This is a genomic window from Cohnella rhizosphaerae (assembly GCF_029525575.1).
In the GTDB taxonomy this organism is placed as follows: domain Bacteria; phylum Bacillota; class Bacilli; order Paenibacillales; family Paenibacillaceae; genus Cohnella; species Cohnella rhizosphaerae.
The window spans coordinates 970258-982359 of record NZ_JAPDIA010000003.1 but is presented as its reverse complement, the minus strand read 5'-3'; the positions used below and the strand labels follow the sequence as shown (position 1 = coordinate 982359).

Genomic DNA, 12102 nt, shown 5'->3' with positions numbered 1-12102 from the left:
GTCAGTAGTCCAGGTGGTCGGCCGGGGTCACGCGCTTGCGGAACACCCAGTACGTCCAGATCTGATAGGCCAGCACGAACGGCAGCACGCTGCAAGCGACGATCGTCATCACCTTGAGCGTATATTCGTTCGACGAGGCGTTGTGGATGGTCAGCGACCAATCCGGATTCAGCGACGAGATCATGACGCGCGGGAAAAGCGACATGAACACGGTGACCGTCGACAGCACGATCGTCAGCCCCGTCATGATGAACGCCCAGCCGTCCCGCCCTGCCTTGATCAGAAACGGCACCGACAGCAGCGCGAACCCGGCCGATACCGGCACCATGCCGGGGAAGATGCCGTGGCGCGTGAACATATCCGTTTCAAAATAACTCAGGACGACGAACACGAGCAGCGCGCCGCTCGTCCAGGCACCGATCCGCTTGGCGAAGCCGAGGGCGCGATCGCGCAGGTCGCCCGTCGTCTTGAGCGACAGGAACAGCGAGCCGTGCAACAGGAACAGCAGCAGGATGCTGAGTCCCGCGAGCACCGAATAAGGGGACAGCAGATCCCAGAACGAGCCCACGTAATTGGTCGTCTGGTCGATCGGCACGCCGCGCATCAGGTTCGCGAGCGCCACGCCCCAGAGCAGCGGCGGCAGCAGACTGCCGAAGAAGATAATCCAGTCCCACGTCGCCCGCCACCGCGCGCTCTCCAGCTTGCTGCGGAATTCGAACGCGACGCCGCGCCCGATGAGCGCGATCAGCATGAGGAACAGCGCCATGTAGAAGCCACTGAACAGCGTCGCGTACCAGTTCGGGAAGGCGGCGAAGATCGCCCCGCCCGCCGTGATGAGCCATACTTCGTTGCCGTCCCAGACCGGTCCGATCGTGTTGATCATGACCCGGCGGTCCGTGTCGCTGCGGCCGATGATTTTCGTCAGCATGCCTACCCCGAAGTCGAAGCCCTCAAGGAAGAAGAAGCCGATGAACAGCACGGTCACCAATATAAACCATAACGTCTCCAGCATGGCGATATCGTCGCCTCTCTTTCGTATGCGATAATGAACTTCGTCCTGACTGGACGCCTCCTAGAGCATCGGCAGCGCCGGATTGCCCGGGTTCGCGTGCGTCTTGTGCGACGCATCCGCGGCCATGTCGTCCTTGCGGACGAAATGAAGAATCAAATAGACGAGCGCCGCCGCCAATAGGCCGTATACGACCGTGAAGCCGATCAGCGAGGTCAGCACCATGCCGCTCGACACGAGCGGGGACACGCCGTCCGCCGTCTTGGCCAGTCCGAACACGGTCCAGGGCTGCCGCCCGACCTCGGTCATCACCCAGCCCGACAGATTGCCGAGCCAAGGCAGCGCCATCGCCGGCATCATCCACCAGAGGAATCGCGGGCTGTTCTGCACTTTGCCGCGATACATTTTCCATACGCCGAGCAGCGCGACGAGGATCATGAGCATGCCCGACACGAGCATGACGCGGAAGCTCCAGAACGTGGTGCGGACGGGCGGGATATAATTGCCGGGACCGTACTCCTGCTCGTATTGCGCCTGCAGCTCGTTCATACCCGGCACCGACCCGCTCAGCTTGTTGTAGGACAGCACGCTCAGCAGATACGGCACCTCCAGCTTCGCCGCGTTCTGCTTGGCGCCCGGATCGATCGCGGCCACGACCGTCCACGGCGCATGTTCGCCCGTCGTCTCCCAGAGCGCCTCGGCCGCAGCCATCTTCATCGGCTGCGATTCCATCAGATGCTGCGCCTGCTCGTGGCCCGCGAACGCCGTCAGTATGCTGCCGACGAGCGTCACGACCATTCCGATCGAGAACGACGCCCTGAACGCTTCCGTCTGATGCTTGCGCAGCATCTTGTACGCGCTGATGCCGACGACGAACATGCCGCCCGTGCACAACGCCCCGTAGATCACGTGGGGGAACTCGACCCACAGTTGCTTGTTGCCCAGCAGCGCGAAGAAGTTCGACATTTCCGCCCGGCCGTTGTTGATGACGTAGCCGACCGGCTCCTGCATGAACGAGTTGGCCGCCAAAATCCACAGCGCCGATAGCGTCGCGCCGATCGCGACGAGCCAGATCGCCGCCAGATGAACCTTCTTGGGCAGCTTATCCCAGCCGAAGATCCAGATGCCGAGGAACGTGGATTCGAGGAAAAAGCTGACGAGCGCTTCCACCGCCAGCGGCCCGCCGAACACGGCGCCGACGTAGCGGGAATAATCCGCCCAGTTCATGCCGAACTGAAACTCCTGCATGATCCCCGTCACGACGCCAACCGCGAAGTTCAGGAGGAACAGCCTGCCCCAGAACTGGGTCAGCTTCTTGTACTTTTCGTCGTTCTTGACGACGTAGAGCGTGTTCATGAAGGCGATCAGGTAGGCAAGCCCGATCGATAAAGGCACGAACAAAAAAATGATAAATCGTGGTGACGCCGAACTGCCATCGCGCCAGATCCAATGCATTCACAAATAGGCCTCCTCTCTTACTCGAAGCCCATTATAGCGGCGGCGCGCCTGCCGGCATGTGACCGATGTCACAATGCGGCAGGATCCCTGCGAGACGGCGCAAAAAAGTCACAAAATTGCCGCGATGCGGCGCGGTTTTTTTAGGGATGACATCGCATTTTGCGCCGTTTTAACGGTATCCCCTTCAGTCAGGCGAAGATCCAATATCCCCTTCAGTCAGGCGAAGATCCAATATCCCCTTCAGTCAGGCGCCGAGACGGTGACGACCGCAGGAGTGGGAGCTTGAGCAGGCCATCGGCCAATCGATTCCCGGAGGATTCCAAGAGCGTTTCCTGTGCGAAGGGGATACCGTTAAAACGCGTTAAACACGCATGAACGCGCCAAGCCGCCCAAGCGCCCCGTCGGCCCTTCCCTCTGGATTTGCGCCTTCCGCGGCATTATGATGGATAGAGCCGAGCCAAGAAAGGGGTATATCGATGTCAATCAACCGCAGGCTGACGACGGACGCGGATTTCCAGGAGGCGATGGAGCGTCAGCTTCGCATGCGCGTCTTCAAGCACGACCATATCGTGGACAGCGGCGGCGTCATCCTTCGTTTCGACGATCATACTGTCGTCATTCAGACCAGCGTCAGCGAGCTGGCCTACCACGATAGGCGGGATTGCGAATTTTTCGAGCTGAAGCGGAGAAGCTGAGCTCATCCACCCATATTCGCCTCCTCTCGCGCATATCCATGGGGAACAGCGCAAGGAGGCGATTCCATTGAAAAAAGCATTTTCGGCATTGCTCGTTCTGTTCATCTGCATGGCCTGTCTGGTCCCCGTCGGCACCGCGTCCGCGGCGGCCGCCGCGTCTTCCGCCCAGATCAAACTGGATGCGAAGTACGGCGGCTACGAGAACTTCATCGTGATCGACAAATCGCTCAACAAGCTGGCTTACTTCAAAGAAGGCAAGCTGGTCAAAACGTTCCCGGTCGCGACCGGGGCCAAGCCTTCGTACACGCCCGAAGGTCTTTTCGTCATTCAGGAGAAGGTTAAAAACCGTCCCTACTACAAGGAAAAAATCAAAGGGGGCGATCCCAAAAATCCGCTTGGCGATCGTTGGCTTGGCCTTAAGGTGACGCTGAAAAACGGCAATGTCTCTTATGCGTACGGCATCCACGGGACGAACAACGAGAAATCGATCGGCAAATACGTCTCCGCCGGCTGCATCCGCCTGCACAACAAAGACATTCGTTGGCTGTACGACGAAGTTCCGAGCAAAACGTTAGTACTCATCCAGAAATAAACGTTGGGCAGCCGGAGACGGCCCGGAGACGGGAATATACGTTCTCAAAAAAGGGATTGACTTCCGCCGCGGTTACCGTGTATATTGAACGAACAGCATATTTATCATCCGACAGGGGAAGCACCCGTGAGTCAAGGCCAAGGCCTTGCTTGCCGGTGCTTTTTTGCTGTCCATTTCACTTTTCGGGGAGGAAATTCGTTATGCGATGGGGATGTAAAGTGGCGTTGGCGGCAGTACTGGCTTGTTTTGCGATGGCGCCGGTGATGCCAGGGGTGTCGGAGGCAGCCTCGTTCACCTTTTCCGCGGCAGGCAAGACTGCATACGACAAGATGAACGCGGCGACGGAGCCGACGCTTCGCGCCAAGATCGTATCCCAACAAGAGTCGCTGGTATCGCTGGAAGCCAAGGGCGACCGGACGGACGCGGCCACAGCCGCCCTGCACGATCGCAACGAGCTGCAGCTGAAGGCGGCCAAGCAGCGGATCAAGGACATCGACGCCGCCGACATCGCCCGGCTGGACGGACAGGTCAAGGCTGCGCAGGCGAAGTACAAGCCGCTGTTCGACGGCTATACCGCGCTCAACAAGCGGATCGAAGCGGCCCGCAAGCTGAAGAACAAGGATCTCAACGCGGCGCTGAAGCTTCAAGCGGATATCATGAAAGTCACGGTTCAACTCGCCCGCGACGATATTCGGGCCAAGCAGGACAAGCTCAAGCTCGCCAAGAGCGCAGCCGCAGCGAAGTCGAAGCGGGCCAAGGAGCCGCTGGCGTCGATCGACGGGCTGAAGACCCGCATCCAGGCGGAAAAGCGCGCCGCTTCCTCCGCGAAGCAGGCGGGCAGGACGCTCTGGAGCAGCTTTAATGCATCGGCCAAAAAGAACGCCCCGCGAGACGCTTCCGCGACGCTTGCGAGCCTGCTGAAGATCGCCGGTCAGATCAACGATGCCAAGCAGAATCAGTACGCGCTGGAGCAGAAAATCTCCGAGGCGATCGCCCGCGCCTTATCTTTGGCCGAGGCGTGAGCGCACGAGCGGCAACCGCATGCAGCGCACGAGGCCCGGAAGCCCCAATCGGTCTCTTTAACGCACAAAAGCCCGGCCATTGGCCGGGCTTTGCTATTTAAGGGCGTTGCCGCCGCTTAAAATCTAATTACAGCTTTACAACGTTCTCAGCTTGCGGACCGCGGTTGCCTTGAACAACGTTGAATTCAACGCGTTGGCCTTCGTCAAGCGTCTTGAAGCCTTCGCCTACGATTGCGGAGAAGTGAACGAATACGTCGTTGCCGCCTTCAACTTCGATGAAGCCGAAGCCTTTTTCTGCGTTGAACCACTTAACTGTACCTTGTTGAGCCATTTGGTATTACCTCCAAAAAATGTTTTTTTCTACATGACCTTTATTTTGCGCAGAAAATAAAATTCACATATTGTACAAGGTTATTAAAGCTTCTAAAATAATAACCCTCTACAATATGTGAACTCAGGTCAAGATTTAGATTAGACTCATCTTATCACATCTTGTCCAGGAACGCAAATGCAGAAACGGTCCATGCAGGGCAAAGCAAGAAAACGCTTGTCCTTGCCGGCTTCACTACCCACGGCAGGGTAAAGCGTCGCTCGAATATAGGTTAACCAGATTCGTAAGATCTTAAACATGCTGGCAAAACTTTTTTTTGCAGCAGGCGGCTGTTCCCGCGAATGCAAAAATGCCGCTCTCCCAAAGGAGAGACGGCATCGGGCGCAATCGCGGCACCCTAGTGCGATGCGGCAGGCAGCTTCAGCTGCGGCTCGTCATCGACAGGCTCGTATTCACGAGAGCGGGAAGCATGCGCTCGGTCTTTTCCATCGGCGATCCGCAGAGCGTGCATGCCGGTTCGTCCGAAAACGCAAAATTTTCGCGAATCCATCCGTTGCAGCTGTCGCTGGCGCAGGACCATACGGAAGTCGGCTCAAGGGGTACCTCTTCAACCGGTTTTTTGCGGGAATTGTACATGGAGCGCTCCTCTCCAAGGCTAAGCCTTGTTCCTTGTATTGGGCGTAACACAAGCAACCTCGAACCGTCAAAACTAAAAAAATCATATACGCGACAAGGCTTCGCTAACTGCCATGGAACCTTGAAGGTATATGATTCTCCACGTACATGCATTATATCCATCATAGCCCATAAAAGAACGAATGGCAAATCGGTCTCGCACGATTCGCGACTCCGCTCGCTGATCTTGCGAGGCTCAAGCCTTGGAAAATCCCTCTTCCTTCAAGTATTCAGCGGCTTCTTCATAAGCGTCGAAGGCGCCGTCCAAGTTAAGCCCCGCATAGACGTACCACATCCCATCTTCCTCGTCGTATTTCAGTTCAAGCGTCTGCTTCTTTTCGTTGCGCCATATTTCTTCGCGTGCGGGCTGCTCGTCGCCTTCGCCCGGTTCGCCTTTGAGCGATTCGATGGATGCCGCTATGATCGCGCGCAGTTGCGCCTCCGTGAAGGCCGCGATATTCGCGAAGCCTTTGTCGTCCGTGTCGTATCCTTCAAGCCTTCCTGCATAAACGAACCCGTTGCCGCTGCGGTGCAGATGATAAACGACGTTTTTCTTGTCGTAGGCGCTGCCCTCGAATTGATAATTCACGCGCCCGAGCGACACGTCTTTGCGCGTCAGCTCCTTGAATTCGTCCGCGATCGCCAGCTTTTGCTCGAAATTTAACATGCGTGCACGCTCCTTGTCCTTCATGCTTGTATCGCCGCGTTCGCAATGCCGCGAACGGTCAGGTCCATCCCCAGAAAAATCCGTCGCGGTCCCAAGCGACGCGTCCCCCGTGAAGCTTGCGAAATGCCTTCACGACCTCGCGGTCGAGGGCCGTATGCCCGCGCTCGTTCACGAATACGAATCTTTCGCCAAACCGTTCTCTTATATAAGCGACGGCTTCCTCTTGCTTCAGCATCCCGCGATGGCGAATCTCGCTTACCATCCAGGCCGCGACGTCCTGCGCCGTATTTTCCATTTCGAAGCCTCCTTGACTGCCGATAGCGCGCCATGCGCTTGACCGACTCTTATTGTACCAAATCGGCGGGAAATGCAGGCAACGAATCGCGCGCCCGGGCAAAAAAAAAGGGACGACCCGGGTTGCGCCCCGGATGGTCCCGTCGAAATATTCAGTCGCGGATCAAGCCCGCCTGAACAAGCAAGCGCCGCAGCATGACTGCCGTCTCCGCGCGTGTCACCGCGCCGCCAGGGGCCAGACGGCCGCCCGAACCTTGGATAAGGCCCGCTTGCACGGCTCCCGCCACATCCTCGCGCGCCCAGGCGTGAATCGCCGCGCCGTCCGCGAAGGCAAGCAGGATGCGCTCGGCGTCTTCCGATGCAGTCACGCCTTGAATGCCTGCCAGCTTCGCCGCCCGCATAACGACCGCAAACGCTTCTTCGCGGGTGATCGACTCGTCCGGCCGGAATCGGCCGTCGCTGCCGCCGTACAGCAGGCTGTACGCCGCCGCTTGACCGACGGCTCCGCCGTACCAGGCCTCGGCTTTGACATCCGTAAAGGCGCTCATCGCCTCGCCCGTTTGCGGCAAGCCCAGCGCGCGGATCAGCATCGCGGCGAATTCCGCGCGGCTAACGGCCGCGTTCGGGCGGAAATTCCCGTTCGCGTAGCCGTTTACGATCAGCCGCTCCGCCATATCGTCGATCGCTTCGCGCGCCCAATGCCCGCTCAAATCTGCGAAGTCGATGGTCGTCGATCGGACGAGCGCATAAGCGCTGTTCGTCAGACTGCGAACGACTGCGTAATATCGGCCGTCCCGTTCGACGATCTCCGTCGGCACCGGCCGCAGCGTGCCGTCGGGCTCCACCACCACAGCCGTCACGCCTGCAGGATCCGATCCAGCGGGAAGCGGCAGCTCTCGTTTAACGAAAGTCTTGAAGCTGTCGACGATCTTCGCTTCACCCGCCCGAGTAATCGAGAGCTCGAACGTCACCGGCGAGCCGATGATGACATAGCCTTTATCCGCTGCCGCTTTGGACAGCTGCAAGACCGTCGCCGCTCCCCCCTTGCCCCACGGACAAGCTGTACGCGGCGCCATCGGCCGTCTCGACTGGAAGTTCGGCGATCGGAAGCGTGTAGCTGCCTTGCGAGGTCACGAGGGCAAGCGACGCTCGCTTTGCTTTCATAGCATCCAGCGCCGAAGCATCGAACCTCACAGTCAAGCTCAACGCATCGCCGGGCGCCGTGATTGCGATTAAAGTCCCTTCGGCCGCTGCCGACAAACCCGTAGCCAATGCCGATGAGAGCAATTGGACGTCGAGATCTTGCGCGTTCATCGTGGCCGTACCGACGAGGGACTGCTCCGTCCCTCCGATCGTAAGCTTGAACGGAGGCGGGGTCGGTGCAAGCGGCGCTGTCGGCGGAGGCGTTGGCGTCTCCGGCTCCTGCGTTTTTGCTCTTTGAATATGCAAGAGATAAATGAAACCCTTGCCGTCTTCCGCGACGACTCCAATCTGCATGGATGCTGCGGAAGCGGCAAGCGTGATGGAACGCGATTCTGCGCCGAGCGCGATCGGACCGCCAATCCGCACGCCTTCCCCATCGTAAACGCTGGCCGTGACGGATTGCCTTTCATTCGCTGCCGCAGCCGTAACATCAACCGAATCCACGTCGGCCGACACTGTTATCGTATACTCCGCGGTACCGGGTGAAAAAGCTGCGCTCCATTCGCCTGCCGATAAATGAAGCGACGTCAGCTTAGGCGCAGCTACAGGATCGGGATCAGGATCGGGACCGCCTCCCGCTTCGATATTCCATTTTGCGTATAGATGGATATCGGCTCGTCCGATTGTGAGCTTGTCGCCGGCTTTGTACCCCGTGCCGGTGCCATTGGCTGCAAGCGTCCAGCCCGCGAAGGTATAACCCGCCCTCGCCAGATTGCCCGTGTTTCCCTGCACCGTCACTTCGGCGCCTTCTTCGTACGCGCCCGCATCTGTGGGCACGCTGCCGCTGTCGGCATCGTTTGCCTCATACGTCACGTCATACGTCGGGTTCGCCGTCCACTTGGCGTGCAGCGTGATGTCGGCGGTGCCCATCGTCAGCTTGTCGCCGGCTTTGTACACTGTGCCGGTGCCATTGGCCGACAGCGTCCAACCCGCGAAGGTATAACCCGCCCGCACCAAATTGCCGGTGTTACCCTGCACCGTCACCTCGGCGCCTTCCTCGTACGCGCCCGCATCTATGGGCACGCTGCCGCTATCGGCATCCGCTGCCTCATATGTCACGCCGTACGTCGGGTTCGCGGTCCACTTAGCGTGCAGCGTGACGGCGCCACCCATCGTCAGCTTGTCGCCGGCTTTGTACACCGTGCCGCCGCCATCGGCTGACAGCGTCCATCCTGCGAAGGTATACCCCGCCCGCGACAGATTGCCCGTGTTGCCTTGGACCGTCAGCTCGGCGCCTTCCTCATACGCGCCCGCATCTACAGGCACGCTTCCGCTGTCGGCATCGGCTGCCTGGTACGTCACGCTGTACGTCGGCTTCGCCGTCCACTTGGCGTACAACGTAATGTCGGTGCCACCCATCGTCAGCTTGTCGCCGGCCTTGTACACGGTGCCGCTACCATTGGCCGCTAATGTCCAGCCCACGAAAGTGTAGCCCACCCTCGACAGGTCACCCGTGTTCCCCTGCACCGTCACCTCGGTGCCTTCCTCGTACGCCCCCGCATCCAAAGGCACGCTGCCGCTATCGGCATCAGTTGCCTCGTAGGTCACGCCGTACGTCGGGTTTGCCGCCCACTTGGCGTACAGCGTGATGTCGGACGTGCCCATCGTCAGCTTGTCGCCGGCCCTGTACACCGCGCCGCCGCCATCGGCTGCCAGCGTCCAGCCTGCGAAGGTATAGCCCGCTCTCGACAGGCTGCCCGTATTCCCTTGCACGATCGCCTCGGCGCCTTCTTCATATGCGCCGGCATCCACAGGCACGCTGCCGCTATCGGCATCCGCGGCTTCGTATGTCACGCTGTACGTCGGATTCGCCGTCCACTTGGCGTGCAGCGTGATGTTGGCGGTCCCGATCGTCAGCTTGTCTCCGGCCTTGTACACCGAGCCGCTTCCTTCAGCAGCCAGCGTCCAGTCTGCGAACGCATAGCCCACTCTCGACAGATTGCCCGTGTTACCCTGCACCGTCAGCTCGGCGCCTTCCTCATACGCGCCCGCATCCACAGGCACGCTGCCGCTATCGGCATCCGCGGCCTCGTATGTCACGCTGTACGTCGGATTCGCCGTCCATTGCGCATACAGCGTCACGTCCGCCGCGGCAATGGTCAATACTTCGCCCGCTGCGCGGGGCGTGCCGTCGCCGTCCGGCTTCGTGTTCCACCCGGCAAACGAATAGCCGTTTTTGACGAAGCCGCCGGCGTTGCTCATGACGGTCGCCGCCGCGCCGGCCTCGTATTCTTCGTTGTCTACCGGACCCGTGCCGCCCGTTTCCCCGTTGCCGTCATAGTGCACCTTGTACGTCGGGTTCTTCGTCCATTGCGCATGCAGCACAAGGTCCTCCCGTCCGATCGGCGCCAGGTCGCCTTCCTTATAAGCCGTCCCCGTTCCGTCCGCTGCCGTGTTCCAGTCCGCGAACGTGTATCCGGCCTTGATCAGCCCGCGAGAATTGCCGAGCACCTCGGCTTCTTCATCCTCGTAATAATAGTAGTCGTCGACGGGCACCTTGCCGCCGGTATGGCCGTTCCCCCCGATAAATGACGCTGTAGGTCGGGATCGCGACCGTGACGATCTGCTGCATCGTATAGGCCGTTTTGTTGCCGGCCTTGTCTTTGACGATGACGTTAAAATAGTACGGCATGCCGTCAAGCAGGTCCGTCAACTGCAGCTCGCCGATATCGGACGCGTACGCGTTGACCGCGATGCCTTTGGACTCGATCTCCGCGACGGTCTGGATATTGTTCTTGAAGGAGCGATACACGCGATACTGGAGATCCGCCTGCCCGGACATGTCGTCGGTCGCCTTGGTCCACCTCAGCGCAGCGCTGTTCGTCGTGACGTCGGAAGCCGAGATCGTTCCGGAAGCAAGCGCCGGCGCCGTATCGTCCAGCCAAACGAGGCTCTGCGCGGGCACGTTCGAATCCGTGAACGTACCGCTGCCGAGCTGCCCGTAATCGTTGAAGCCCCATCCCCAGAACGAGCCGTCGCCGCGCAGCGCGCCCGAGTGAAACGCCCCTGCGGCGATCTGCGCGACATTCGCGAGGCCGGTCGCCTGCACGGGCGCTTTTCGATTCATCGTCGTACCGTCGCCGACTTGCCCCAGATTGTTGTAGCCCCAGGCCCATACCGTGCCGTCCGCCTTAAGCGCGAGGCTATGCCAGCCGCCCGCGGACACCGCCTCGACGTCGCTCAAGCCCTGCACCTGAACCGGCACGATCCGCTTGGTCGTCGTGCCGTCGCCGACGGCGCCCCAATCGTTGGCGCCCCAGGCCCATACCGTGCCGTTTTCCTTCAAGGCGAGGTTATGATAGTTGCCGGCCGAGATCGCGACCACGTGATCCAGCCCGGTCACCTGCACCGGCGTCTTCTGCGCGGCGGATTCGGTCCCGTTGCCCATCTCCCCTGCCGTGTTAAGGCCCCAGGCCCATACCGTACCGTCGGCCTTCAGGGCGATGCTGTGATAGCCGCCGGCGGATACCGCGATCATCTCCGATAATCCCGGGACTTCGGCCGGCACCGAACGGCCTGTCGTCGTGCCGTCCCCGAGCTCTCCGCTGTCGTTTCTCCCCCAGGCCCATACCGTGCCGTCCTTTTTCAAGGCCAACGTATGGTAGCCGATGCCGCCCGACAGCGACGCGACATCGTCGATCGCGAGCTGCACGGGCAACCACTGACTGGTCGTCGTGCCGTCCCCTAGTTGCCCGTAGTTGTTCGAGCCCCACGCCCATACCGTGCCGTCCTTCTTGACCGCGAACGACTGCCGAACCCCTGCGGCGACCGAAGCAACATCGGTCATGCCTTTCGCGGCTACCGGCTTGCTGCGGTTCACGTTCGTGCCGTCGGCGAGGCCGCCGAACTCATTGCCGCCCCAGCCCGTCACCTTGCCGCCCGAGGTCAGTCCGACGTAATGATAATAACCCGACACGAGCTGCGGCCCGCCCTCCGGCGACGCCGCCGCATGGGCCTCGCCTCCGTATGCAGGAATCAGCCCGAACAATAACGCCACGCACATCAGCATGCTCCACTTGCGTACCAACTCGATTTCCTCCCCGCTTGCCGGCGCGCAGACCGGCTTCTGCCGCTATTGTAAAGTCGCGGGGAAATCGAAGACGATTATCGAAAGTTAATCTCTTCGAAAATTAATCCTTTTAAAGGAAAGCGTCGT

The 12102-nt window shown here is 60.0% G+C and carries 11 protein-coding genes and 1 pseudogene; 3 read left to right on the top strand and 9 right to left on the bottom strand.

Annotated elements, in window-relative coordinates; all coding sequences use genetic code 11:
* Window position 1: 1 nt before the first annotated feature.
* Together cydB and OMP40_RS10095 are read right to left on the bottom strand one after the other, a co-directional pair.
* Entirely contained in the window at window positions 2-1012 is a 1011-nt protein-coding gene (cydB, locus tag OMP40_RS10100; RefSeq protein WP_277531090.1) for a cytochrome d ubiquinol oxidase subunit II, read from the bottom strand.
* 60 nt (window positions 1013-1072) lie between these two features.
* Window positions 1073-2468: pseudogene (locus OMP40_RS10095) on the bottom strand (cytochrome ubiquinol oxidase subunit I).
* Window positions 2469-2943: 475 nt separating this feature from the next.
* On the opposite strand from OMP40_RS10095, the gene OMP40_RS10090 reads away from it, so the two are divergent.
* From OMP40_RS10090 to OMP40_RS10080, 3 genes are all read left to right on the top strand, one after another.
* Window positions 2944-3162 (top strand): hypothetical protein, encoded by a 219-nt coding sequence (locus OMP40_RS10090; RefSeq protein ID WP_277531088.1) that lies wholly within the window; start codon window positions 2944-2946, stop codon window positions 3160-3162.
* Between the two features lie 67 nt (window positions 3163-3229).
* Window positions 3230-3754 (top strand): L,D-transpeptidase, encoded by a 525-nt coding sequence (locus OMP40_RS10085; protein WP_277531086.1) that lies wholly within the window; start codon window positions 3230-3232, stop codon window positions 3752-3754.
* Between the two features lie 200 nt (window positions 3755-3954).
* Window positions 3955-4776, top strand: coding sequence for a hypothetical protein (locus OMP40_RS10080; protein ID WP_277531083.1), 822 nt, complete (start codon window positions 3955-3957; stop codon window positions 4774-4776).
* Window positions 4777-4903: 127 nt separating this feature from the next.
* On the opposite strand, the gene OMP40_RS10075 is transcribed toward OMP40_RS10080, so the two are convergent.
* The 7 genes from OMP40_RS10075 to OMP40_RS10045 all read right to left on the bottom strand — a co-directional run bounded on the left by OMP40_RS10075 (window position 4904) and on the right by OMP40_RS10045 (window position 11973).
* Window positions 4904-5107 (bottom strand): cold-shock protein, encoded by a 204-nt coding sequence (locus OMP40_RS10075; RefSeq protein WP_090118053.1) that lies wholly within the window; start codon window positions 5105-5107, stop codon window positions 4904-4906.
* A gap of 420 nt (window positions 5108-5527) precedes the next feature.
* Window positions 5528-5743: a cold-shock protein gene (locus tag OMP40_RS10070; RefSeq protein WP_277531076.1), complete on the bottom strand. Its 216-nt coding sequence runs from the start codon at window positions 5741-5743 to the stop codon at window positions 5528-5530.
* 235 nt (window positions 5744-5978) lie between these two features.
* Entirely contained in the window at window positions 5979-6449 is a 471-nt protein-coding gene (locus OMP40_RS10065; protein WP_277531074.1) for a hypothetical protein, read from the bottom strand.
* A gap of 58 nt (window positions 6450-6507) precedes the next feature.
* Window positions 6508-6744 (bottom strand): DUF6953 family protein, encoded by a 237-nt coding sequence (locus tag OMP40_RS10060; RefSeq protein WP_277531072.1) that lies wholly within the window; start codon window positions 6742-6744, stop codon window positions 6508-6510.
* A 151-nt stretch (window positions 6745-6895) separates the two neighbouring features.
* The gene (locus OMP40_RS10055) at window positions 6896-7768 is read right to left on the bottom strand and encodes an S-layer homology domain-containing protein (protein WP_277531070.1); all 873 of its coding nucleotides are present in this window, start codon (window positions 7766-7768) and stop codon (window positions 6896-6898) included.
* A complete protein-coding gene (locus tag OMP40_RS10050; RefSeq protein ID WP_277531068.1) occupies window positions 7740-10442 on the bottom strand; it encodes an InlB B-repeat-containing protein in 2703 nt (900 codons plus the stop codon). The genes OMP40_RS10055 and OMP40_RS10050 overlap by 29 nt, the downstream gene beginning before the upstream one ends.
* Window positions 10408-11973 (bottom strand): RCC1 domain-containing protein, encoded by a 1566-nt coding sequence (locus OMP40_RS10045; RefSeq protein ID WP_277531066.1) that lies wholly within the window; start codon window positions 11971-11973, stop codon window positions 10408-10410. Before OMP40_RS10045 ends, OMP40_RS10050 begins: the two co-directional genes overlap by 35 nt.
* Window positions 11974-12102 lie beyond the last annotated feature (129 nt).